22 protein-coding genes are annotated in these 24658 nt (G+C 62.5%); 10 read left to right on the top strand and 12 right to left on the bottom strand.

Annotation, left to right across the window (positions count from 1 at the left end):
* Positions 1–159 precede the first annotated feature (159 nt).
* Positions 160–1707, bottom strand: coding sequence for an aminopeptidase P family protein (locus tag AUR04nite_RS16225; RefSeq protein WP_141367090.1), 1548 nt, complete (start codon positions 1705–1707; stop codon positions 160–162).
* Positions 1708–1772: 65 nt separating this feature from the next.
* On the opposite strand from AUR04nite_RS16225, the gene AUR04nite_RS16230 reads away from it, so the two are divergent.
* A complete protein-coding gene (locus tag AUR04nite_RS16230; protein ID WP_141367092.1) occupies positions 1773–2618 on the top strand; it encodes a PHP domain-containing protein in 846 nt (281 codons plus the stop codon).
* A 25-nt stretch (positions 2619–2643) separates the two neighbouring features.
* On the opposite strand, the gene AUR04nite_RS16235 is transcribed toward AUR04nite_RS16230, so the two are convergent.
* The 7 genes from AUR04nite_RS16235 to AUR04nite_RS16260 form a co-directional block, all read right to left on the bottom strand.
* Positions 2644–3450, bottom strand: coding sequence for a DNA-methyltransferase (locus AUR04nite_RS16235; protein WP_141367094.1), 807 nt, complete (start codon positions 3448–3450; stop codon positions 2644–2646).
* A gap of 150 nt (positions 3451–3600) precedes the next feature.
* On the bottom strand, positions 3601–5214 hold the full coding sequence (locus AUR04nite_RS16240) for a DEAD/DEAH box helicase (RefSeq protein WP_246055571.1): 1614 nt from the start codon (positions 5212–5214) through the stop codon (positions 3601–3603).
* Positions 5215–5447: 233 nt separating this feature from the next.
* Entirely contained in the window at positions 5448–6914 is a 1467-nt protein-coding gene (locus tag AUR04nite_RS16245; RefSeq protein WP_246055572.1) for an RNB domain-containing ribonuclease, read from the bottom strand.
* A 187-nt stretch (positions 6915–7101) separates the two neighbouring features.
* Entirely contained in the window at positions 7102–7260 is a 159-nt protein-coding gene (locus AUR04nite_RS17990; RefSeq protein ID WP_170184252.1) for a hypothetical protein, read from the bottom strand.
* An 82-nt stretch (positions 7261–7342) separates the two neighbouring features.
* The gene (locus AUR04nite_RS16250; RefSeq protein WP_141367100.1) at positions 7343–7564 is read right to left on the bottom strand and encodes a DUF3107 domain-containing protein; all 222 of its coding nucleotides are present in this window, start codon (positions 7562–7564) and stop codon (positions 7343–7345) included.
* A 65-nt stretch (positions 7565–7629) separates the two neighbouring features.
* Positions 7630–8253: a TetR/AcrR family transcriptional regulator gene (locus AUR04nite_RS16255; protein WP_141367102.1), complete on the bottom strand. Its 624-nt coding sequence runs from the start codon at positions 8251–8253 to the stop codon at positions 7630–7632.
* A 136-nt stretch (positions 8254–8389) separates the two neighbouring features.
* Positions 8390–9703 carry a glutamyl-tRNA reductase gene (locus tag AUR04nite_RS16260; protein WP_141367104.1) on the bottom strand — a complete coding sequence of 438 codons (1314 nt, stop codon included), beginning with the start codon at positions 9701–9703 and terminating at the stop codon, positions 8390–8392.
* 147 nt (positions 9704–9850) lie between these two features.
* Between AUR04nite_RS16260 and hemE the strand changes: the two genes are divergently transcribed.
* The 9 genes from hemE (at position 9851) to AUR04nite_RS16305 (ending at position 20586) form a co-directional block, all read left to right on the top strand.
* A complete protein-coding gene (hemE, locus tag AUR04nite_RS16265) occupies positions 9851–10906 on the top strand; it encodes a uroporphyrinogen decarboxylase (RefSeq protein WP_141367106.1) in 1056 nt (351 codons plus the stop codon).
* Positions 10907–10973: 67 nt separating this feature from the next.
* Entirely contained in the window at positions 10974–12563 is a 1590-nt protein-coding gene (gene hemG / locus AUR04nite_RS16270; RefSeq protein ID WP_170184253.1) for a protoporphyrinogen oxidase, read from the top strand.
* A 63-nt stretch (positions 12564–12626) separates the two neighbouring features.
* Positions 12627–13346: a hydrogen peroxide-dependent heme synthase gene (hemQ, locus tag AUR04nite_RS16275; protein WP_174787896.1), complete on the top strand. Its 720-nt coding sequence runs from the start codon at positions 12627–12629 to the stop codon at positions 13344–13346.
* Positions 13343–14548, top strand: a complete 1206-nt coding sequence (locus AUR04nite_RS16280) for a ferrochelatase (RefSeq protein ID WP_246055573.1) — start codon at positions 13343–13345, stop codon at positions 14546–14548. The genes hemQ and AUR04nite_RS16280 overlap by 4 nt, the downstream gene beginning before the upstream one ends.
* Positions 14545–15519, top strand: coding sequence for a hydroxymethylbilane synthase (gene hemC / locus AUR04nite_RS16285; RefSeq protein WP_141367110.1), 975 nt, complete (start codon positions 14545–14547; stop codon positions 15517–15519). The genes AUR04nite_RS16280 and hemC overlap by 4 nt, the downstream gene beginning before the upstream one ends.
* Positions 15520–15527: 8 nt before the next feature.
* Positions 15528–16319: a uroporphyrinogen-III synthase gene (locus AUR04nite_RS16290; RefSeq protein ID WP_141367112.1), complete on the top strand. Its 792-nt coding sequence runs from the start codon at positions 15528–15530 to the stop codon at positions 16317–16319.
* A gap of 42 nt (positions 16320–16361) precedes the next feature.
* A complete protein-coding gene (gene hemB, locus AUR04nite_RS16295) occupies positions 16362–17345 on the top strand; it encodes a porphobilinogen synthase (RefSeq protein WP_141367114.1) in 984 nt (327 codons plus the stop codon).
* A 5-nt stretch (positions 17346–17350) separates the two neighbouring features.
* Positions 17351–18658, top strand: coding sequence for a glutamate-1-semialdehyde 2,1-aminomutase (hemL, locus tag AUR04nite_RS16300; RefSeq protein ID WP_141367116.1), 1308 nt, complete (start codon positions 17351–17353; stop codon positions 18656–18658).
* A gap of 386 nt (positions 18659–19044) precedes the next feature.
* The gene (locus AUR04nite_RS16305; protein WP_141367118.1) at positions 19045–20586 is read left to right on the top strand and encodes an APC family permease; all 1542 of its coding nucleotides are present in this window, start codon (positions 19045–19047) and stop codon (positions 20584–20586) included.
* A gap of 220 nt (positions 20587–20806) precedes the next feature.
* Here the strand turns inward: AUR04nite_RS16305 and AUR04nite_RS16310 are convergent, their stop codons facing one another.
* The 4 genes from AUR04nite_RS16310 to AUR04nite_RS16325 all read right to left on the bottom strand — a co-directional run bounded on the left by AUR04nite_RS16310 (position 20807) and on the right by AUR04nite_RS16325 (position 24422).
* Positions 20807–21622, bottom strand: coding sequence for a hypothetical protein (locus AUR04nite_RS16310; RefSeq protein WP_141367120.1), 816 nt, complete (start codon positions 21620–21622; stop codon positions 20807–20809).
* 182 nt (positions 21623–21804) lie between these two features.
* Positions 21805–22653, bottom strand: a complete 849-nt coding sequence (locus AUR04nite_RS16315) for a MetQ/NlpA family ABC transporter substrate-binding protein (RefSeq protein WP_141367121.1) — start codon at positions 22651–22653, stop codon at positions 21805–21807.
* Between the two features lie 107 nt (positions 22654–22760).
* Complete coding sequence (locus AUR04nite_RS16320) at positions 22761–23429, bottom strand: methionine ABC transporter permease (RefSeq protein ID WP_141367123.1); 669 nt, start codon at positions 23427–23429, stop codon at positions 22761–22763.
* Entirely contained in the window at positions 23430–24422 is a 993-nt protein-coding gene (locus AUR04nite_RS16325; protein WP_141367125.1) for a methionine ABC transporter ATP-binding protein, read from the bottom strand.
* Positions 24423–24658: the final 236 nt, after the last annotated feature.

Here is a 24658-nt window from a genome sequence, read left to right on the forward strand (position 1 = left end):
GGGCCTTCAGCACTAGTGCTGAAGGCCCCCGCCGTGTTCATGGGTGAAGTGTGCAGCTCTGCTGCGCAGCCGCCTGGCGGCCAGCGGACAAGCTCCATGGAACAGCAGCGGCCGGGCACCAGATGGTGCACGGCCGCTGCAGGTGTTCAGGCTGGTGGACTAGCCGCGCAGCTGAGCCATCCAGGCTTCGACGTCGTCCGCCTTGCGAGGCAGGGCAGCGCTGAGCGACTCGGCGCCGTCGGCGGTGACTAGGATGTCATCCTCGATGCGCACGCCGATGCCGCGGTACTCTTCAGGGATCGCCAGGTCTTCCTTCTTGAAGTACAGGCCAGGCTCGATGGTGAAGACCATGCCCTCTTCCAGGACCGAATCCAGGTAGAGCTCGCTGCGCGCCTGCGCGCAGTCGTGCACGTCCAGGCCCAGGTGGTGGCTGGTGCCGTGCGGCATCCAGCGGCGGTGCTGCTGGCCCTCGGGATCCATGGCTTCCTCCACGGAGACCGGCAGGATGCCCCACTCGGACAGGCGCTCTGCCAGCACACGGGTGGCGATCTGGTGCAGGTCGCGGAACTTCAGACCCGGCTTCACCGCTGCGAAGGTGGCATCGGCAGCATCCAGCACTGCCTCGTAGACGCGGCGCTGCACCTCGGTGTACTTGCCGGAGACCGGGATGGAGCGGGTCACGTCGGCGGTGTACAGGGAGTCTGCCTCCACGCCGGCATCCAGCAGCAGCACCTCGCCCTCGTTGACCGAGCCGTTGTTGCGGATCCAGTGCAGGATCGTGGCGTTGTTGCCCGAAGCGGCGATGGTGTCATAGCCCAGGTCGTTGCCTTCAAGGCGGGCGCGGGCGAAGAAGGCGCCTTCGACGACGCGTTCGCCGCGTTCGTGGGCGATGGCCTTGTCCAGGCTGCGCACCACGTCTTCGAAGCCGACGATGGTGGCGTTGACCGACTTGCGCAGCTCGGCGATCTCGTAGGCGTCCTTGACCAGGCGCAGCTCGGAGACGAATTCTGCCAGCTGGTTGTCCAGCTTGTCCGAAGCCTCAAGGTCCTGTCCGGTGTTGATGCGGGAAGTGTCGACCAGCGCCTCGACGTTCAGGTCTACCTCGCGCACCAGGCGGATGCGGATGCCGCCCAGGGCCTGCGGGCCGGAGTTCTTGGTGATGGCAAGTTCCAGCTGCTCCAGGGACTCGGTTGGCATGCCGGTGCGCGCCGACATGGTGCTCAGGGTCGGACGCGGGCCCACCCAGAATTCGCCGGAGCGGGAATCCAGGTAGAAGTCAGAGGTGTCGCGGCCTGCCATCGGAGCGAAGTACAGGGTCGCGGCGTGGTTGCTGCCGTTGTCGCCGGCGCCGTCGTCGGTAGGCTCTAGGATCAGCACCGCGTCGGGTTCGTGGTCGACGCCCAGGCCGGTCAGGTGCGCGAAGGCCGAATGCGGGCGGAAGCGGTAGTCGGTGTCATTCGAGCGGACCTTGAGCGGGCCGGCGGGGATGACCAGGCGTTCGCCGGGGAATGCTGCGGAGAGCTTGGCGCGGCGGGCTGCGGCGTAGCTGGCGGCCGGGTCTTCGGCAGGCAGCTGCGAGGTGTCAGCGGCCCATGATGAGGCCATGAACTGCTTGAAAGATTCAGAGGTCGGACGCTGTGAACGGTTGTTCACTCGGTCTTCCAATGGCTGGTCGCTGCCAGATGGCGATGAAACTTGATTGGTCATAGTTTCCAGTGTGTCACCATCTGCTGTTTGCCGCCAAAGAATCAGCGCTCGGGATAATCTAGAGTATGCGTATCGACCTGCACACCCATTCAAATGTTTCCGACGGCACGGAAACTCCTGCCCAGCTGATTGCCGCGGCTGCGGAAGCAGGCTTGGATGTTGTTGCGCTGACCGACCATGACCAGACCGCCGGCTGGGACCAGGCGCGCGATGCTGCCGCTGCGCTGGGCCTCGGTTTTGTCCCGGGCATGGAAATTACCTGCCAGGATGAGCATGGAATCAGCGTCCACCTGCTGTCCTACCTGCAGGATCCGAACTATCAGCCGCTGCTCGATGAGCTGGCGATTTCGCGCAATTCGCGCATTGTCCGCGCCCAGCGCATTGTTGAACGCCTGGCTGAGGACTATCCGATTACCTGGGATCTGGTAGCCGAACACTGCCAGCCGGGGGCTACCGTGGGCCGCCCGCATATCGCTGATGCGCTGGTTTCCGCCGGCATCGTCTCCCACCGCAACGAGGCGTTCGCCAACATGCTGTCTTCTCGCTCACGCTACTATGTGTCGCATCCGGCAATTTCTCCGGCGATGGCGGTGGGCCTGGTCCGCGAAGCCGGCGGCGTGCCGGTCTTTGCCCATCCCAAGGCGTCGCTGCGCGGCAGGGTCGTCCCGGATTCAACCTTCTACGACATGATTGATGCCGGACTGGGCGGGGTGGAAGTGCACCACCGCGACAACACCGAACAGGGCAAAAAGGAGCTGCTGGCCCTAGCCAAGCGCTTCGACCTGATCATTACCGGCTCATCGGACTACCACGGCACCGGAAAACTCAATCGGCTCGGTGAGAATCTCACCGAGCCGGGCATGCTTGAACGCATTGTGGAGCAGGGGACCGGAACCCGGGCATTGCTGTAGCGGCACAGCAGCGCCCGGGCAGGGCCTAGCAGTCGATATACCTCGTCGCGGCGGGCAGCCGCTGGCGCATCACTTCGATCGCTTCGGGGTTCTGGTCGATGAGCACAAAATTGCGCTCCAACTTTGCCGCTACAGCCCCGGTGGTGCCGGAGCCGGCGAAGAAGTCGAGCACCCAGTCATTCTTGCGCGAGGATGCGGTGACAATGCGGCGCAGAATGCCCTCTGGCTTCTGCGTCGGATAGCCGGTCTTCTCCTTGCCGGTGGGGGAGACGATGGTGTGCCACCAGACGTCGGTGGGCAGCTTGCCTCTCTCGCGCTTCTCGGGGGTGACCAAACCCGGGGCCATATACGGTTCCCGGTCGACCTCTGCCGAATCAAAGTGGTACTTTTTGGGGTTCTTCACGTATACCAAAATGGTGTCGTGCTTTGAGGGCCAGCGGCTCTTGGCCCGTCCGCCGTAGTCATAGGCCCAAATTAGCTCGTTCAGGAAGCAGTCGCGGCCGAAGATCTGATCCAGCAGCACCTTGACGTAGTGCACCTCGCGGTAGTCAAGGTGGACATACAGGGTGCCGTCCTCGGCCAGAAGGCGGTAGGCCTCCAGCAGCCGAGGTTCGATAAAGCTCAGATAGTCGTCGAAGCTGTCCTGGTAGGAGCGCTTCAAGCCCACTTCGGAAGTGTAGCTGCGGCCCTTGAACCCTACATGCGTTCCTTCGCCCTCTTCGGCACGCACCATGGTGCGCTCGGCGCGGGTCTGCCTGCGTTTGGTATTGAAGGGAGGATCTACATAGATCAGGGTAAAGCTCTGATCCGGCAGGGTGGACAGGACAGACATATTGTCGCCGAAGAACACAGTGTTCTCTTCAACCGGTGACGATGCTGAAGGTTCAGCATCGTCGTCCGGTGAAGACAACACTGGCTCTTGGGGTTGAACAAGCACCGTTGGAACTCGATCCTTTCAAAAATTCAGGTTGGCGGGTGCAGGCTAGTCCTGCGCTCCGCCTTCGGAGCTGCGGGTGCGGCGGCGAGGACGGCGGCGGCGCGCAGCAGGTGCAGCGCCTTCCTCGGTGCTGGATGCTTGCTCGCCTGAACGGCGGGATTCGCGGTGGCGCTCGGCCTCGCGGGCCGGGCGGTCCTGCTTGCCCTTGGAATGCCCGTGGCGGTCCCCGCCCTGCGTCGAAGCATCCTCGCGGGTCTGCTTCTCGCCGTTCACCGTGCGGGTGCGGGTGCGCGAGCTGCTGCGGCGGCGCGGGGTGCGCTGGGATGACTCGCGCGGCGAGCCGTCGCCCTCTGCTGCGGCGGTCTTCTTGGCGCGCGGCAGGCGCCCCTTGGTGCCCTTGGGGATCTCAAGATCGGCGAAGAAGTGCGCGGAGGAAGAGTAAGTTTCTACCGGCTCGGGAACGTTCAGGCCCAGCGCCTTGTTGATCAGCGACCAGCGCGGCACATCGTCCCAGTCCACCAGGGTCACCGCGGTGCCGGTGTTGCCGGCGCGTCCGGTGCGGCCCACGCGGTGCAGGTAGGTGTTCTCATCGTCCGGGCACTGCAGGTTCACCACATGGGTGACGTCGTCCACGTCGATGCCGCGGGCGGCCACGTCGGTGGCCACCAGGATCTCGACCTTGCCGGAGCGGAAGGCCTTCAGAGCCTGTTCGCGCGCGCCCTGGCCCAGATCGCCGTGTAGCGAGCCGGCGTTGAAGCCGCGGTCCACCAGTTCGTCGGAGAGCTTGGCGGCCGAACGCTTGGTCTGGGTGAAGATGATGGTCTTGCCGCGGCCTTCGGCCTGCAGCAGGCGGGCCACCATCTCGTCCTTGTCCAGGTTGTGTGCGCGGTAGACCAGCTGGCGGATGTTGCGCTTGGTCAGCGAGCCGTCGTCCTCTGGATCCTGGGCGCGGATGTGGGTGGGCCGGGTCATGTAGCGGCGGGCCATGGTGATCACGGCGCCCGGCATGGTGGCGGAGAAGAGCATGGCCTGGCGCACTGGAGGCAGTGCTGCGAGGATGCGCTCCACATCCGGCAGGAAGCCGAGGTCCAGCATTTCGTCGGCCTCGTCCAGGACCACGGTGCGCACCTGCTTCAGGTTCAGCATGCGCTGGCGGTTCAGGTCGATCAGGCGGCCGGGGGTGCCCACGACCACGTCGGTGCCGGCCTTCAGCGCGGCGATCTGCTCGTCATAGGGGCGGCCGCCGTAGATGGTGGTGATTCGGATGCCCGAATGCTTGGAGGCGACGGCCAGGTCGGCGCCGACCTGGATGGCAAGTTCGCGGGTCGGGGCCACGATCAGCGCCTGCGGAGCTCCCGGGTGCTTAAGGTCTTCGTAGCCTGCATCGCCCTCGCGGATTACGCGCTGCAGGGCAGGGATGCCGAAGCCGAGGGTCTTGCCGGTGCCGGTCTTGGCCTGGCCGATGATGTCGTTGCCCCCCAGGGCCACCGGAAGGGTCAGCGCCTGGATCGGGAAGGGGTATTCGATGCCTGCTTCGAGCAGGGAAGCGACGATGTCTTCGCGGACATTCAGGTCGGCAAAGCTCTGCTTCGGCTCTTCCGCGGCGGTGTTTTCGTCAGGGGTGTCGGCAGGATCTGCCGCTAGCGTCGTTTCGCTCACGATCTCTGAGTTCTCATTTCGTTGTGGCACCGGGCCTAGGGGCCTGCGGTGCGATTCCAGCGGAGCCGATCGCTTGTGATGCATGCAGCGTGCCTAATCTGAAGGGGGTGCTGCGTGATGATGACCGCTGGGAAGTCATCAGGTAACTGGTGGTTATGTCAGCCCTGTGCGATCGGGCATCCTATTTAGTGATAATGACAGCATAACTTGTCCAGCATGAAATCAGCTGTTTGTCAGTTCGATGCCACAACTTCAAAGTGAATTTTTCTTTTCTTTGGATCAGCAAGGACGAGCTTGACCGAAACTACGGTGCCCGGCTGGCCAGGTCCGCTGAAGCTGCCGGTGATCGGTTCGGTCATCAGCTGCAGTGTGCCGGGCTTGGTCTTGTTATTCCCGGGATCCTTGTCCGGGGCATCGTGGGAGGCCTGCAGGACGATCGCCTCGAACTCTTCGCCGATGCGGTGCTGCATAGTGTAGGCCTCCAGAAGATCCACCGCCGCCTTGCTCACCCGGTTCGCGGCAGTGGAACTGGCGCGCATCAGCTCGGGCAGCTGCTCCAATGCGGTATGCAGCTCGTCGGGGATCGGTGCACCGGTGGAAATCAAATGGCAGGTCAGCAGCACGAACCGGTCAATCAGCCGGCGCAGCGGTGCGGTGGTATGCGCGTAGGGGGCGGCCAGCGCAGCCTGGATGAGTTCGGATTCGGGTTGGCCGTTGATGATCTGGTAGTCCGCTCCGCGGAAGAGCGATGCCGCGCGGTGCATGATCACCAGCTGCCGCGGATCGCGCAGGTCCAAGGTGTGCAGGAACTCTCCGTAGCTCAGGTCCTGGGGCCATGGGCAGCCCAGCAGCCTGGTCTGTTCGCGGAATGCCTGTTGGTCCTTGGGATCGGGGGCTGGCATGGTGCGCAGGATGCCAAAGCCTGCTCCGAGCATCAGGCGGGCGGCGCCGATGCCGGTGACCAGAGAGATCTGTGCGTTGAATTCTTCCAGCGGCAGCGGGGTGCGGCTGACCAGCTTGTAGCCTTGGCCGTCGGGGACGATCTCCTGGTCCGGCAGGTTCAGCGAGGCGCCGCCGCGCAGCCGTTCCTGGGTCAGCCGCGAGGTGCCGATTTCCGCGAGCAGCTTCAGCTGTGCATCGCCGTCGTGGGCGTCGAACCCTGCTTGGGCGCCCTCGTAGTCCAGCTGCGCCCTGGAGCGGATTTTGGTTCGGGTCAGCTCCACCTTGCCCAGCGAGCCTTCGTGGTCCAACCAGATTTTCCAGTGGAATGCCCGGCGCACCTGCTCGGGCAGCAGCGACCCGCGGTCTTCGGAAATCAGCGGCGGATACAGTGTGATCTTGCGCTGGGGAAGATAGTAGGTTTGCCCTCGCTGCCGGGAGATCTCGTCAAGCAGGCTGCCCAGATGGACGAAGGCCGGCACATCGGCGATGGCGTAGTGAACAAGGTAGCCGGTATCGACGCGCTCGAGATACATCGCCTGGTCCAAGTCGGTGGCGCCGAGCGGGTCGATAGTGAAGAACGGGATATTGGTGTCGTCCAGCTCCGGTTCGCCAAGGTCGAGCACTGCCTGTTCGGCTGCGGCCAGCACCTCAGGGGAGAAGTCTGCCGGCACGGAGAACTCGGTTTCGAGCTCGGAGAGCAGCTGCGCGAGGTCTGCGGTGGGCAGCGGCTGGGGGCTGAGAATACTTCGGTCGATCACTAGACTTGTCCCTTTCATGCAAACCAGAGCCCTTGGCCGACCGCCGGATCACATCCGCCGAGGCAGGGGATGAGCCTATCCTAGGCACCGCACGACACGAATAAGAAGAATCACCGTCCAGATTTCTGCCAGATCAACACTTTCGCCGCTTGTGAACACGAAGTTTGTCTGCAAGGAGTTGATCTGTTCAGTTGACCATTTGAAACTGCAGATCTGGACCAATTGTATTTTCCGCTCTTTCGTACAGCTGCGGTCCTGCGAAGAACTTCAAGGCCCGCCGCACCCCGGAGCCGTTGACATGCAGGCGCAGCAGCTGAATATCGGGGACCTGCCCGGCGAACCCCATGAGCGCATGCTTAAAGCAGTTGCCCCGCCGGATTCCGTTCGGGAATCGGGCGGGGCGACTGTACAGCTAGGGCAGCAGAAGACTACTGTGCGAAGCCTACGCGGCGGACTTCTTCCGGACCGACCTCAACGTAGGCGATGCCGGCGGATGGGATGAGGACTTCGCGACCCTTTGGATCCTTGAGCGACAGAACCGAACCGTCGGCAATAGCCTTAGCCACCAGTTCGTTGACTTCTGCGTTGCTCAGCTCGGACTCAAGTACGACTTCGCGGGCTACATTCGCAATGCCAATGCGGATTTCCATGATTCTTGGTGATCCTCTCCAAAGATGCTGCGCCCTGCTTCGAGGGCTCTCTTTTTATAACTTAGCTACTTTTCCTTGGGGAACTGGGAAATTCCGCGCCAAGCTAAACGGGAAATCAGATCAACCGCTGTCTGCTGGTCCACGGCGTCATTGGTGGTCGCCCAATATCGCGCCGAAACCTGGGAGAGGCCGGCCAGGGCGCGGCCTGCAAGCAGGCCTTCCTGCTCGTTCATCTCCGTGTCCTCGACGACTACCCGTGAAATCGACGTGGCCAAGCTGTTGTTGAACTCTTCAATGCGCGCGGCGATCAGCGGATCGGAGAGCACGTCGGATTCGAAGATCAGCCGGTAGGCCTGTGATTCGCTCTTGATGTACTGGTAGTACGTGTTGATCGTTGCGAAGACGCGCTGGCGATTGTCGTCAGTGGAGCGGATTGCATCGTCGAGCTGTTTGCTGAAATCAGCTAGGTGGGAGTCCAGCAGGGCGAGATAGAGCTCGCGCTTGCCGGGGAAGTGCTGATACAGCACGGGTTTTGACACTTTCGCCACTTCAGCGATTTCGTCCATCGATGCTCCGTGGTAGCCGTTGGCTACAAAGACTTGATGTGCTGCCTGCAGAAGCTGTCGGCGACGTGCTTCCCGGGGCATCCGTTGAGTGCGCTTGCCTTTGAGCGTTTCTATTTCACTCATGACGTCTACGACCTTTCCGCCTGCTTCGCGGTTCCGCCCACGTCATCATGCATTTCGCGGACACTGGAACCTACTTGCAAGTAGTATTCCACGCTTCGCTCATATTGTGGAATTCGTCACGCAGATTTCGTGACGTTTAGGCAGATTTGGTTTCAGCCTCGACCGGGCAATCAGCTGCAACGGCGGCGGGCTTTGCGTCCTGCGGTTCGCTCAGGTCCAACCCATACAGGGTTTCCAGGGCCGCAACATAGTCTGCGGTGCGTCCTTCGGCGGCCAGCTCGCGCGCTCGGACGGTTGGAATATGAAGCAGCTGGCGCATCATGCGGCGCATGGCCAGTTCGACTTCCTCGGCCGCCGCGGTGCAGCCATGCTGGGCGCGGACCTTTGCCACCTCGGCATCGAGCACGGCCTTGGTGTGCTGGCGCAGTGCAACGATGGCGAAGTCGGCTTCGCGCTCGCGCTGTGCATTGGAGAATTCGGTGGCAGCCTTCTTCACGATGCGGCTGGCCGCATGCACTGCCAGAGCCTGGTCGGTAGGAGCTGCCATGCGCACGGATTCAAGGGTGATCAAGTTGACGTCGGCCATTTCAACCAGGGCCGGGTCGAAGTCATGGGACAGAGCCATGTCGATGGCCACCAGCGGGTGGTTCTTGACGCGCACCTTTTCCAGGAAGCTGCGGTCCAGGCGGTGTCCGCCGCCGGAACAGCCCACGATGATGTCTGCTTCGCGCAGGGCCTGGGGGAGCAGCTCGTCGGTCAGCGGGAAGCCGCCGCGCTTGGCGGTGAACTCGGCCGCGCGTCCTGAGCTGGAATACACGGAGATGCGCTCCACGCCTCGCTCCTTGAGCAGCGCCATGGTGGCGCCTGCATAGGAGCCGGTGCCGAAGAGCACGACGTCCTGCTCCGCCCAAGCGGTGCTCTCGTCGGTCAATTCCTCGGCGAGGTCCAGTGCGACGGCCACCACCGATTTGCCCTGGGTGCCCAGGTTGGTGTTTGAGCCGACGTCCTTGGCCGCACGTGTGGCGTTCTGGAACAGGCGGGTGAGGTTGCTGGTGGTGGTCTTCTCCTGCTGCGCCTGGGTCAGTGCGCGACGCACCTGGCCGGCGATTTCCCGTTCGCCCACGACGGCTGAATCCAGCCCGGCGCCCACGGAGAACAGGTGCTCGATGACCGAATCGCCCTCAAGGGTGGTCAGCGCGCGGGCAAGATGGTCAGGCTGGAGATCTGCGCTGTCGGCAAGATGGTTGACCAGGTGCGCGGCCGCGTCGTCGACATTCTCAACGTCGGCGTACACCTCGAAACGGTTGCAGGTAGCCAGCACGACCGCGCCGTTGATGGCGGTCGAGTCATTAACGGAGGCAGCGGCCAGCCCGCTGGCCGAGGCGCTGATTTGTGCCACGGTCTCAAGGTCGAGCTGCGAGTGCGATGCGACAAGAGATAAGAAAACCACAATGTCCCAAGAATAAACTTCTATGGCCTGTAAAACAACGCAGGTTTGCCTAAGACCGCCGGGATTTGGGGGTTTGCGGGCCTTTCGCAACGCCACGAAGAAGTCCGCAAATGGGCTTTTGCCAGCAACAGTTGGCAGAATTGAGTCATGACCCTGTCGCAGAACCATCCGATGCTCGATGGACGTACCCAAGATTCCGCGTTGATCCAGGCTTTGACCGGCCGCAAGCCAGACCGCCATCCGGTGTGGTTCATGCGCCAGGCAGGCCGCTCCCTGCCCGAATACATGAAGCTGCGCGAGGGTGTGAGCATGCTCGACTCGTGCCTGGACCCGGCCATGGCAAGTGAGATTACTCTCCAGCCGGTGCGCCGCCACAAGGTGGACGCAGGCATCTTCTTCTCCGACATTGTCATTCCGCTGCGCCTTGCAGGCATCGGCGTGGACATCGTCCCGGGCGTCGGCCCGGTGCTCGACACCCCGATCCGCACCAAAGAACAGGTGGAGAACCTGCCGGAGCTGACCGATGAGTCCCTGGAGCCGATCCGCCAGGCCGTGGCGCTGACCGTCGCAGAACTGGGCAGCACCCCGCTGATCGGCTTCGCCGGCGCACCGTTCACCGTGGCCGCGTACATGGTGGAGGGCAAGCCGAGCCGCGACCACCTGGGCCCGCGCACCATGATGCACACCGACCCTGAGGTCTGGGACGGGCTGATGAACTGGGCGGCCGACGCGTCGGGCAAGTTCCTGCGCGCCCAGGTGGAGACGGGAGCCTCCGCGGCCCAGCTCTTCGACTCCTGGGCCGGCTCGCTCTCGCTGCCCGACTACCAGAAGTACGTCGCCCCCTACTCTTCGTGCGCCCTGGACTTCGTGCGGGATCTTGGCGTGCCGCTGATCCACTTCGGCACCGGCACCGGCGAACTGTTGACCGCGATGCGCGATGTGGGAGTGGACGCCGTGGGCGTCGACTACCGCATTCCGCTGGACACCGCGATCGAGCGCCTGGGCACCGGAGTTTCGGTGCAGGGCAACATCGATCCGGCGCTGCTGGCCGCCCCATGGGAGGTGCTTGAAGCACATGTGCGCCAGGTAGTGGCCGCAGGAGCCGGCGCCCGCGGACATGTGGTGAACCTGGGGCACGGCGTGCCGCCGACCACCGACCCGGCGGTGCTGAGCAAAGTGGTCGAGCTCATTCATTCGCTGTAGGCCCAGCGGACTAAGCTAGAAAATACAGGCAGCAACAACACTCAACAGGTAGAAGGTGCATCGGTACGTGAGCAAGGACCAGCGCAGCGAAAACCAGCCGGCACAGCAGCCACAGGCGCCAGCGCCCAAGGCACGCCGGGACATTGCCACCGACGCTGCGGCGCATGCCTTGCGGCTGCTTGAAAAGGTGCGCGCGGCGACCGAGGCGCAGGTGCAGAAGCGCGCCGCGGCCAAGCCCGCCGAGCCTGCCGCCCCGCATGCGATCGTGGTCGGCGGCGGCGTGGCAGGACTGGTCGCCGCCCGCGATCTGCACCAGACCGGTTACCGGGTCACCGTGCTGGAGGCCTCCGACAGCTTTGGCGGCTGCGTGCGCCGCACCGAAGTGGACGGCCTGCAGGTGGACGCCGGGGCGGAATCCTTCGCCGTGCGCGGTGGCACCGTCGCCGGCTACCTGGACGAGCTGGATTTGGGCGCGAAGATCGTGCAGACCTCGGGCCAGCGCGCCTGGCTGGTCCACGGCGACGAGCAGAAGCTGCTGGCCGACCCACTGCCTGCCACTGCGCTGATGGGAATTCCCGGCAACGTGCGCACCGACGAGGTGCGCAACATCATCGGCCGCACCGCCACCGTGCGCGCCGCCGCGGACCTGATCACCCCGATGAGCAGGAAATGGGCCACCGAGAAGCTCACCGTGGCGGAGGTGGTCCGCTCCCGCATGGGCCAGGCGGTGCTCGACGAACTGGTGGCCCCCGTGGTCTCCGGCGTGTACTCCACCGACCCGGCGCAGCTCGACATCGACGCAGCCGCCCCGGGGCTGCGCGAGGCCATGCAGCAGACCGGCTCGCTGGCCCGCGCGGTGGCGCAGCTGCAGCAGGATGCCCCGGCAGGATCGCGGGTGGCCGGCCTAGAAGGCGGCATGTACACGCTCATCGAGGCCCTGGTCGACCGCCTGCAGGAGGCGGGGGCGCTGCTGGTGCGCAATTCGCCGGTGGCCTCCATTGACCATGACGCGGAATCGGCCCAGCCGTTTACCGTACACACCCTGGGCCAGGAACTGAAGGCGGACCGCGTGGTCATCGCCACCGAAGCGCAGCCGGCCATCGGCCTGCTGAACCAGCTGCTCGACGACGAACACCAGATTTCCTCCGACTCCCAGCCCAATGCCATTGCCCTGGCCATCCTGGTCGTGGACAAGCCTGAGCTTGACGACGCCCCGCGCGGATCCGGAGTGCTGGTTTCCCGCAACGCACCGGTGCATGCCAAGGCCCTGACCCACTCCAGCGCCAAATGGTCGTGGCTGGGCGAGCAGGGCGGACCGGGCACCCACGTGGTGCGCCTGTCCTACGGCCGCATCGGCGAAGCCGACGAGCTGGTCGCCAGCGGGGACGACGCGGCGCTGATCGAGCAGGCAGTCAAAGACGCTTCAAAGATTCTGGGTGTTCAATTGCAGCCGGAGGACGTGCTGGACAGCGCGGTGTCCCGATTCAGCGACATGGTGCCGCTGCAGGGGACGGCCGCCGCGCAGCGCCGCACCCAGGTGCGGCAGGCGGCAGGCAGCATCCCTTCCCTGGATGTGGTGGGCGCCTGGATGGCAGGCACCGGGCTGGCGCGGGTCATCGCCCAGGCACGGCGTGCGGTGGCCATCAGCGCCAGCTAGGCCGCGGGATTCCAACAGACTTTTAGACCGAATTCAGATCAATTGATCAAGGAGAAACAGTAAGTGAGCAACGCACCGGAGCAGAATTCGCCAGTCATTCGCGAACGCGAAAACGCTGGTGAAAACCCGACCTTCTTCTATACCCTGTGGACCATCTTCAAGCGTTCGGCAGTTGTCGAGCGCTCCGCTGCCGCTGCCACCGAGTTCGACGCGCTGACCGAAAAGCTTGCCGAAAACGGCGTGACCCTGCGCGGAATCTACGACGTCTCCAACATGCGCGAAGACGCCGACATCATGATCTGGATCCACGGCCCGGCCGCCGAACTGCTGCAGTCCGCCATGCGCCAGATCCGCCGTTCGGCCCTGCTGGAAGGCACCGAGATCGCCTACTCCACCATGGCCGTGCACCGCGAGGCAGAATTCGCCAAGGACCACTCGCCGGCCTTCGCCCGCGGCGTGGCAGCCAAGGAATGGATGACCGTCTACCCATTCGTCCGCTCCCACGACTGGTACACCATCGACCCGGCGGCCCGCGGCAAGATGCTGCGCGACCACGGCATCCTGGGCCGCGAATTCCCTAACGTGCTGGCCAACACCGTGGCCGCCTTCTCCTTCGGCGACTACGAATGGCAGATCTGCCTGGAAGCCGATGACATGATCGACCTGGTCGACATGATGCGCCACCTGCGCTACACCGAAGCACGCCACCACGTGCGCGAAGAAACCCCGTTCTACACCGGCCGCCGCATCTCGGCCGCCGATGCACTTGAGGTATTGCAGTGACCCAGAGCTTCGACCCGCGCACCGGCTACGACGAAAATGGACGCATGGAGCCCAAGGCCTATGACGCGATCCTGCTCGCCTCCTTCGGCGGGCCCGAAGGCCAGGACGACGTCATCCCGTTCCTGCGCAATGTTACCGGCGGGCGCGGCATCCCCGATGAGCGCCTGGAAGAAGTCGCGGTGCACTACCGCAAGAACGGCGGGGTCTCGCCGATCAACGCCCAGAACCGGGCGCTGAAGGCGGCGTTGGAAGCCGAGCTGGCCTCCCGCGGCATCGACCTGCCGATCTACTGGGGCAACCGCAACTGGCATCCGTTCGTGAACGACATCCTGGAGCAGATCGCCGCCGACGGGCACCGCAAGGTGCTGCTCATGGGCACCGGCGCCTATGCCGGCTACTCGGCCTGCCGCCAGTACCGCGAAGACCTGGGCATGGGCCTGCGCGCCACCGGGTTGGAAGGCGTGGTGGAAGTGGACAAGCTGCGCCAGTTCTTCGACACTCCCGCCTTTGTGACCCCATTCGTCGACGGGCTGCGCACCTCGCTGGCCACCGTCCGCGAACAGCTGGAAGCCGCCGGCAAGCCCGAAGGACGGATCAAGATAGTCTTCGTGACGCACTCGATCCCGATGTCCGATGCCAACGCGGCTGGCCCCGAAGCCATCCGCGCGAAGCTGGATGAGAACCTGTACACCGCACAGCACCGCGCGGTGGCCAACTACATCCTTGCCAACGTGGAGGAAGCAGCAGGCCTGGAGCATTCGCTGGTCTACCAGTCCCGCTCCGGCGCCCCGCACACCCCGTGGCTTGAACCTGACATCAACGATGCCTTGGAAGAAGACGCCGCCGCCGGCGTGGACGGCGTGGTCGTGGTGCCGATCGGCTTCATCTCCGACCACATGGAGGTGCTCTGGGATCTGGACACCGAGGCCAAGGACACCTGCGCAGAGCTGGGCCTGGCTTTTGACCGCGTGGCCACCCCCGGCACCCATGAAGCCTTCGTCTCCGGCCTGATCGACCTGGTTGAAGAACGTCTGGCCAGCAAGGACGGCAAGGCGCTGCGCGAAGGCCGCTGCTCTGTGGTCGACGGCGGGCCGTGGTTCGACGTCTGCCGTCCGGGCTGCTGCGAAAAGGCGGCGCTGGACGGCACCCTGCGCCCGACCATCGGCGCCGTGGACTCCGAGGTGGGGGTGCCACAGGCATGAGCGAATCATTTCGCGTAGGCACCCGCGGCAGCGCGCTGGCTACCACCCAGACTGGTTGGGCCGCCGACGCGCTGGCGCAGCTCTCCGGCCTTGAGGTGGACACCGTGCTGGTGAAGACCGAGGGCGATGTGGTCACCGGCTCGTTGGCCACTCTGGGTGGCACCGGCGTGTTCGCCGCCGCACTGCGCCAGCACCTGCTCGACGGCGGATGCGACCTTGCGGTGCACTCCCTGAAAGACCTGCCCACGGCCCAGCCCGAGGGCCTGGTGCTCGCCGCCATCCCGGAACGCGAGGACGTGCGCGACGCCCTGTGCTCCCGCGATTCGCTCACCCTCGATGAGCTGCCGGAGGGCTCGAAGATCGGCACCGGTTCGCCGCGGCGTGCGGCCCAGCTGCGCGCCTACCGCAAGGACCTGCAGATCGTGGACATCCGTGGCAACGTGCCCACCCGACTGGGCAGGGTCAAGGGCATGGGGGAGACCCATGACGACGGCAGCGTGGGACGCAGCACCCAGGGCGACCTGGATGCGGTGATCCTGGCGGCCGCCGGCATGCGCCGTCTGGGTCTGGAACAGCACATCACCCAGTACTTGGATCCCTCCATTATGCTGCCTGCCCCGGGCCAGGGCGCACTGGCGCTGGAAACCCGCACCGCCGGCAGTGGACACGCCAAGCTGGATGCCGCACTGGCGCAGTTCGACGACCTGCACACCCGGCTGCAGGTGGAGGCCGAGCGTTCGCTGCTGGCCACCCTTGAGGCCGGCTGCGCCGCGCCAATCGGCGCGCTGGCGCGGGTCGAAGGCGAGCAGCTGGTGCTTGACGCCGTGGCCTGCAATCCGGATGGCTCCGAGGTCATGCGCCGCAGCGCCGCGGCACCGCTGGGCGATGTAGTGGCCGCCAAGGAACTGGGCGCGAGCCTGGCCGTGGCGATGATCGCCGACGGAGCCGCAGTGGTTGCAGGACTGGCCTAAAACTATCCATGGGCTATGAAGCACTGATCCTGCGCGATGCGGCGCGAGCCGCCGCCACCGTGCGGGAATTCAATCAGCTGGGCATCACCTCGCGGTGTGCCCAGCTCATTGCCGCCATCTGGCCCAAGGACACGGCCGAACTTGAAGCCTTAGGCCGCAGGCTGAGCGCCGGCGAATTCGACTGGCTGGTGCTCACCAGCGCCAACACCGTGCACGTGCTGGCCCAGCTGCTGGAGGGCAGGAAGCTGCCTGAGCGGCTGCGCCTGGCTGTGGTCGGCGCCAAGACAGCCCAGACTGCCCGCGAACTGCTGGGCATCGAGCCCGATTTCACCCCACAGGTGCAATCGGCGGCCGGAATGGTCGAGAAATGGCGGCCGGAGGCCGGGTCAACAATCTGCTACCCGCACGGTGACCTGGCCAGCGGCACGCTGGCCCAGGGGCTGGCGCGGCTGCCGGTCACGGTCTGCGAGGCCATCGCCTACTACACCGTCAACGCCCCGGCCCTGGGAGAAGTGGACAAGCAGCCGGCCCCGCAGGGCATCGAGAGCATTGCGCCGGAAGCAGTCAAGGACTTGCTGGGGGAGCTGGACCTGGTTCTCTTCACGGCACCGAGCATCGCCCGGCGCTTTGTCCAGCTGGCCGGCAGCAGCCTGCCCGGGCGCTGCCGCACCCTGGCCATTGGCAGGCCCACGGCGGCCGCGATGAAAGCGGCGGGACTGCCAGTCCACGCGGTAGCCCAGGACCCCGGGCCCAAGGGCCTAGCCGCGGCGGCCGCCGCGCTGCTGCACGCGCCCAACTAAACTTTGTATATACCTGTCAGAAGAATCTGGAGAGAAGAAGCCATGGGTTTCCCACAGCATCGTCCGCGCCGCCTGCGGCAGAATCCTGCCATCCGCCGCCTGGTGGCAGAAAATGAGCTGGCAGCACGCCAGCTGATCCTGCCGGTCTTCGTGCGCGAAGGCCTGAGCCAGCCCAAGGAAATCAGCTCCATGCCGGGCGTCTACCAGCACACCATGGACACCTTGAAGGCTGCAGCCAATGACGCCGCCGCCAAGGGCCTAGGCGGCATCATGCTCTTCGGCATCCCGGAGGACCGCGACGAAAACGGCAGCGCGGGCATCGACCCGCAGGGCATCCTGAATCAGGGCATTGCCGCCGTGCGCGCAGAGGTGGGCGACGAGCTGGTCGTCATGTCGGATGTCTGCCTGGACGAATTCACCTCCCACGGACACTGCGGCGTGCTGGACGCCAAGGGCAGCGTGGACAACGACGCCACCTTGGAAATCTACGGCCAGATGGCTGTGGCCCAGGCCGAGGCCGGAGCCCACATGCTCGGCCCCTCGGGCATGATGGACGGCCAGATCGGCGTGATCCGCCAGGCCCTGGACGAGGCCGGACACCAGGACACCGCGATCCTTGCCTACAGCGCCAAGTACGCCAGCGCCTTCTACGGCCCATTCCGCGAAGCTGTCGACTCCCAGCTGAAGGGCGATCGCCGAACCTACCAGATGGACTCGGCCAACCGCCGCGAAGCAGTGCTGGAAGCCGAGCTGGACATCGCCGAGGGCGCTGACATGATCATGGTCAAGCCGGCCATGAGCTACCTGGACATCGTGCGCGACATCGCCGACATCTCCCCGGTCCCGGTCTCCGCCTACCAGATTTCCGGCGAGTACTCGATGATCGAGGCCGCCAGCGCCAACGGCTGGATCGACCGCAAGGCCTCGGTGCTTGAATCGCTGCTGTCCATCAAGCGTGCAGGCGCCGAACAGATTCTCACGTACTACGCAGCCGAGGTTGCCGGCTGGCTCAAGGAAGGTAAATAAGCTTCATGTCCAATTCAGAACTGCTCTTCGCCCAGGCTCGCGAGGTCATGCCCGGCGGCGTAAACTCCCCGGTGCGCGCCTTCGGTTCGGTCGGCGGCATCCCTCCGTTCATGGTCGGCGCCAAGGGCGCTTACCTCACCGACGCCGACGGCAAGGAATACGTCGACCTGGTCTGCTCCTGGGGTCCAGCACTGCTGGGCCACTCGCACCCTGAAATCCAGTCTGCCGTGCACGCCGCTGTGGACCACGGCCTGTCCTTCGGCGCCTCCACCCCGGATGAAGCAAAGCTCGGCCAGCTGATCAAGGACCGCATGGGCGGGGTGGAGCGCGTGCGCATGGTCTCCACCGGCACCGAGGCCACCATGACCGCGGTGCGCTTGGCCCGCGGCTACACCGGCCGCGAACTGATCATCAAGTTCTCCGGCTGCTACCACGGCCACCTCGACTCGCTGCTGGCAGACGCCGGCTCCGGCGTTGCCACCTTGGCTCTGCCGGGTTCCGCGGGCGTCACCGCAGCTACCGCGGCAGAGACCCTGGTGCTGCCGTACAACGACCGTGCTGCAGTTGAGACCGCCTTCGCCGAGCACGGCGAGAACATCGCGGCAATCATCACCGAATCTGCACCGTGCAACATGGGCGTTGTCACCCCCGAGGAAGGCTTCAACAAGTTCCTCAAGGACACCACCGCCAAGCATGGCGCGCTGCTGATCGTTGACGAGGTGCTTACCGGCTTCCGCGCTTCCTCCTCGGGCTACTGGGGCCTGACCGGCAAGATCGAAGGCTGGAACGCGGACCTCTACACCTTCGGCAAGGTCATCGGCGGCGGCCTGCCGACCGCAGCCCTGGGCGGCCGCGCCGAGGTCATGGACTACCTGGCTCCGCTGGGCCCGGTCTACCAGGCAGGCACCCTGTCGGGCAACCCGGTGGCCATGGCCGCTGGCATCGCCCAGCTGACCCACGCCACCGACGATGTCTACACCCACCTGACCAAGCAGTCGGATGCCCTGCAGGAAGCAATCATCGAGGCATTCACCGCCGAGGGCCTGGACCACTCGATCCAGCGCGCCGGCACCCTGTTCTCGGTAGCCTTCGGCACCTCGGAAAAGGGCGTGCACAACTACGCCGATGCACAGGCCCAGGAGACCTTCCGCTACGCACCGTTCTTCCACTCCATGCTTGACTCGGGAATCTACCTGCCGCCAAGCGTGTTCGAAGCATGGTTCGTATCCGCTGCCCATGACGATGCTGCAATGGAGAAGATCTTCGCGGCCCTTCCTGCCGCCGCTAAGGCAGCATCGGCTGCCAAGGCTTAAGGTTTCCTACCGACAGTTCTCAGTTTTAGCTCCCTGCATCTGCCCGGCACTTTGTGCTGGGGCCAGGTGCGGGGAGCTGACTGCGTTCTAGCGTGGAATCGGAACACATTCAGGAGGTCTGAATCACAGGGGAACAAGGCGAGGGCGGTTGATCAGGGGAGTGGGAAGCGCCGGTTGACTTCAGATCTGCTGTTGCGTGGTTTGGAGAAAACGACCATGTCAATGAGCTATTTATAGAACGATACCAAGGGGCGAAAATCCTTGTCAGAAGCTGAATCGCGTGGAACGATGCTTCCTGATCTGAGAAAATGCGAAAAATCGTTCCCATCTTGGACAGCTAGGCTTGTGCGGTAAGTTTTCACATTTCATCTCCCAAAGGCATTAGATTGAGCCTCTTTCGTACCAAGCCCATTGAGAGTTTCCTAGCTGATGCAGCAGGACCCGGGCGCCAGCTCAAACGGACACTCACCACCTGGGATCTGATGATCATGGGCGTCGCGGTATCGGTGGGTGCAGGCATCTTCTCCGTCGGTGCTCGTGCAGCGGCCAACTATGCAGGCCCTGCGGTCATTATTTCCTTTGTCATCGCCGCACTCACCTGCGCCATGGCCATCATGTGCTATGCCGAGTTCGCAACGGCGATACCCGTTGCGGGTTCTGCCTACGTATTCTCCTACGCCACCGTAGGCGAATTCATCGCCTGGATCGTCGGTTGGGGCCTGATTCTCGAGCTGTTTACCGCCGCCGCGGTTATCGCCAAGTACTGGGGCATTTACCTCACTGAAGTCTTCCAGTTCGCTGGAATCAACCTTTCGCCGAGCATTGACCTGGGGCCGGTGACCATGAACTGGGGACCGCTGCTCATTGTTGCGATCTTCACCGTACTGCTTGTTCTGGGAACCAAACTATCGGCGACCGTCGGCAACGTGTTCACCGTGATCAAAATTGCCGTCGTGCTGTTCGTGATCGTCGCAGGCCTCTTCTACCTCAAGGCGGAGAACTTCACCCCGTTTGTCCCGGAGGCTGTACCGGCCGCCGCGAACGGTTCCACCGGTGTTCTTGAGCAGTCACTCTTCTCCTTCGCCACGGGCGCAGCTCCAGCGCAGTATGGCATGGCAGGGGTGCTGGCAGGCGCGGCCCTGGTGTTCTTCGCTTTCGTCGGCTTTGACGTCGTTGCCACGAGTGCAGAAGAGGTCAAGAACCCGAACAAGACGCTGCCCCGTGGCATTTTCGCTGGTCTGGCGTTGACCACGCTGCTGTATATTGGCGTCTCTTTCTCGCTGACTGGCATGGTCTCCTACAAGGAACTGGCCGCGGTTGAGAACCCGACATTAGCCACCGCCTTTGCTGCTGCGGGCAACGAGGGTGCAGCCGCCGTCATTGCTGTTGGCTCGCTGATCGGCCTGACCACAGTGGTGATGGTGCTGCTGATGGGGCTCTCACGGGTAGTGCTGGCCATCAGCCGCGACGGACTGCTTCCGCAATCATTGTCCAAGGTCAGCGCCAAGCGCGGCACCCCGGTGCGGATCACTGTCATCTGCGGCACTCTGGTGGCCTTGGTAGCAGGCTTCACGCGCGTAGATGTGCTTGAAGAGATGATCAATATCGGTGCGCTGTCAGCGTTCGTCATGGTCAGTCTGGGCATCTTGGTTCTGCGCCGCAAGCGCCCCGACCTCAAGCCGGCTTTCCGAGTGCCCTTCGGTCCGGTCATCCCGATCGTTTCGGCACTGTTGTGCACCTATCTGATGCTCAACCTGGCAGTTGAAACCTGGCTTTACTTTGCCGTGTGGCTGGTTGCCGGCGTGCTGATCTATTTCTCGTACGGGCGAGGACACTCGCGCCTAAACGAGGAAGAAGCAGCAGGGGAGTACACACTCTCCGAAGACGCGGAAGATCTGGAAACCAGTTCAGCTTCATCAACAAAATAGTCTGCTAATCGGTTGACCGCAAGACTACGGATCTCGATTCATCAGTGCCTGCGAAAACACCGGTGTATTTCATGCGTCTGCCAATGAAGTGACGCGGAATGAATCGGTGTTTTTCGTCGGGCTGTCAAAAAGTGTTTGTGGACAAAAGGGCCCTCAATGATTCGGTCGGAAGACCATTCTGAAGCGTGGTTGGAACTTCGAATGGACACCGGGACAGAACTTATAGTTTCTGACGCAGCCAATTGAGGGCCTGCGTTGTTCTCAATGGAAGACGGAACACTTCGTCAGAGGCGAGTACATCGTCAACTAGAACTCGAACCTGTTCTATTTCTTTTTTCGATGGAAGGCTCCGACGATCATTGACACATGCCGCTAGGACCGTACGAATCGATCGAATATCACGAATCAATTGTTGGAAGCCTGGAGCGTCAATGTCTGCCGGGGCCTTGATAATGTCGATCTCAGTAAATGAGAGTTGATAGGCCAACTCTCCACGTGTCTTTCTCGTAATCCATGAAATCAACCCGTCACCAGGAAATCTCGCTCTGATCATGCTGCTGGGAATGTCTGCATGATTGAGAGCTGTGTTCATGGCTTGGTCTAAGGCGTTTTCATATTCATCGAGCAGGAAACGATAGATGGGAAAATCAGGGAGTGCTTCTGATGGGAATGAATCGTGTTCCCACGCCCATTGATCCCACCGTACAGTCCCTCGATCGATGCTAAGACGAGCTGTCAAAGCACCTTCAGTTGGATCTCCGCACGAGCAGAAAATCAGTGGAATCCGACCTTGGGAAGGAAAATGCTCCGCCACAGAATCGATTCCTAGAAGCACACTTCTGGCGAGGGGTGGACTGATCGCATCGAAAATGGTGACGTACCCAGAACTGATACCGAGTCCGGCCTGACTACTGAGACTGATGCCATCGAGGATGAACTCGACGCCCGTGTAGATGGTTTCTGAATCCCGCTCACCTCGGTTGATTGCAACAACAGAATGAGCCCATAATCGCTTGCCGATCGTCAAAGTGGACATGAGCTATTGTGGCATGGCAGCTACACTTCGACTCTTGATTTCAGAGCAAACACACCAAGACACTACTAAGCTGCTAGCTTCTCGTACCGTGGAGAAAATTGCCCTTGGGCCTGTCTGATGCCTTAAACAATGGTGGGCGCCAATCCAAAGGACTGGCACCCACCATTGATGTGTTCTAAAGATTAGAAGGCTGGGATGACGCTTCCGTCGGTCCAGGTCTTCTTGATGTAGTCGCGAACTTCGTCAGAGTGTAGCAGCTCGTCAAGCTTCTTGATGGCTGGGGTCTCTTCGCCTTCGCGCCAGGTCAGGAAGTTGGCGTTAGGGTTGTTTTCGCCGGACTCCTGAGCCAAGATTTCATCCTTGTTCAGCTTGGCCTGGACGATGAAGTTGCCGTTGATAACTGCAACGTCAATCGAATCATCCTTGGTGTAGTACTGCGGAACCTGTTCGGCGTTAGCATCCTTGAGGACGAGGCCCTTAGGGTTCTTTTCCTTGTCGTCGGCCACGGTCAGCACCGAATCATCGTCGGCAAGGTTCTTCAGCAGGCCAGCCTGCTCCAGTACCTTCATGCCGCGCAGCTGGTTCACTGGGTCGTTGTTCAACAGTACGGTGGCACCGTCGGTTACGTCCTCAGGCTTGTCGAACTTCTTGGAGAAGACGGTCATTGGCTCAACATGGATGCCTGCACCGTGGGCGAACTTGTAGCCCTTCTCTTTCATTTCGGTCTTCAAGTAGTTCTCGGTCTGGAAGTAGTTGGCATCCAGCGAGCCATCTTCCAGCGAGGTGTTCGGGGTGACATAGTCATCGATTTCCACGACGTCCAGATCGATGCCGGCGTCCTTGGCCAGGTTCTCATCAATGAAGTTCAGGATGTCAGCCTGTGGAACCGGGCTGGCTCCAACCTTGACGACAGCTGGCTTCGCAGGATCCAGTGAAGCCGTAGCCTCAGGGGCTGCCTCGGTGCTGCCGCAGGCAGAGAGGGCGAAAGCGGCGATGAGGCCGGTGGCTGCGAGTGCAAGCTTTTTGCGCATGTTGGGTATTCCTTTGATTCGAGTCATAAATGACGCGTGTGCGAGTGGTTATTGCCGGTTAGCTGAGCACGCCGGCCCCATCGGATAAACCGATGGAAGTTTGTTGCCTAGCGGTGATCGACCTTGCGGGCGATTGCATCGCCGATCATCTGGACCAGCTGGACCATGATGACCATGATGATGATCGTCAAGATCATAATTTCCGGGTTATATCGGGTGTAGCCGTAGTTGTAGGCCATGCGGCCCAAACCGCCGCCGCCAACCAAACCGGCCATTGCTGAGTAGCCAATCAAGGTAACTACGGTGGTGGTAATTGCTGCGACGATACCCGGCATGGCTTCTGGCACCATGACCTTGCGGATAACCTGCATCTTTGTTGATCCCATGACCAGGGCCGCATCGACCTTGCCGGAAGAAACGTCGCGCAGTGCAGTTTCGACCAGTCGGGCGAAAAACGGAATGGTACCAAGGGTCAGTGATACCGAGGCGGCTACTGGACCAAGTGAGGTTCCGACAATGAGCGCCGCAAATGGAATCAGCGCCACCATCAAAATCGCGAAGGGGATGGAGCGGGTAATGTTCACAATCACCCCGGAAAGGACTACGTTCAGCCAGCGGATCGGCGCCAGCCCGTCCTTGCCGGTGACATGAAGCAGGATGCCTAGGACCAAGCCCACGACAGCGGTGACGACACCAGAGATCAGTGTCATTTCCAGAGTTTCCCAGGTGGCGGTGAGCATTGCCTTCTGGACTGTTGGAGTGAGGAAATCAAACATTTACTTGGTTCCCTTCACGGTCACGGCGATGCCATTTGACTGCAGATGGTTGATGATTTCCTGCTCGTTGATACCTGCCGGGAGCTGGATTCGAAGGTGGGCGTATTGCTGGTCTGAGAGCTGCTCAACAGACCCTGCCAAGACATTGACATCAATGTTGAACTGGCGCGACAGCGAAGAAATGACCGGCTCCGTGGCCTGATCGCCGGTGTACAGCAAATCAAGAATGGTTCCCGAACCTGCAGAACGCGGGGCGTCTCCTGGCAGCGGCATCAGGGTCTGTGCCAATCGGCCCTTGGCATTAGAGATGACCGAAGCAATGTCGCCGTGCTCCACGATTTTGCCGCCTTCAAGCAGCGACACCGAGTCACATGCCTGCTTCACAACATGCATCTCATGGGTAATGATCAGCACGGTGATGTTCAGACGGCCGCGAAGTTCCTTGACCAGCTCAAGAATCTCGTCGGTGGTCTTGGGATCCAGCGCACTGGTCGGCTCATCGCACAGCAGGACGTCCGGGTCGGTCGCCAAGGCGCGGGCAATGCCCACACGCTGGCGCTGGCCGCCGGACAGCTGGGAAGGATAGGCCTTGGCAAACTTGTCCAGGCCGACAAGCTCGAGAAGCTGGGCAACCTTGGTCTTGATTTCGTTTTTCGGCGTGCCGGTGAGCTCCAGCGGGTAGCCGACGTTTTCTTCAGTGGTCCGGGAATCGAACAGGTTAGCGTGCTGGAAGACCATGCCGATCCGGCGACGCGCGTCGCGCAATTCCGAAGCGCTGACGTTGGTCAGCTCCTTGCCGTTGACGGCAACGGTTCCCGAGGTCGGCTGGTCAAGCAAGGTCAGGCATCGGACAAGGGTGGACTTGCCAGCCCCAGAATGTCCGACGATACCGTGAATTTTCCCGGTGGGGACTTCAAGGCTCACTCCAGCCAGGGCTACAACTTCGTTGTTTCCCTGGCGGTAGACCTTGCGCAGGTCACTAACTGTGATCACTAGGCGTGTTCCTTCAGATTCTCAAGGGTATAGAGAGTACCCTCTATCTAATCATCATCGAACAAAATCGCCCGAATGCATCCCATCTCAAGGTCATCATTCTTCATCTACGGGAATATCTCGGGAGCTGCCGAATAACATTCGCCGGTTTAGCGTGATAAATGAACGAATGAGCTAAATTGCCCCTAGTGTGACGAGCCAATTTCCAATGTGAAGTGCATTACTCTTTTGTGACG

It is taken from the genome of Glutamicibacter uratoxydans, from assembly GCF_006539925.1.
In the GTDB taxonomy this organism is placed as follows: Bacteria; Actinomycetota; Actinomycetes; order Actinomycetales; family Micrococcaceae; genus Glutamicibacter; species Glutamicibacter uratoxydans.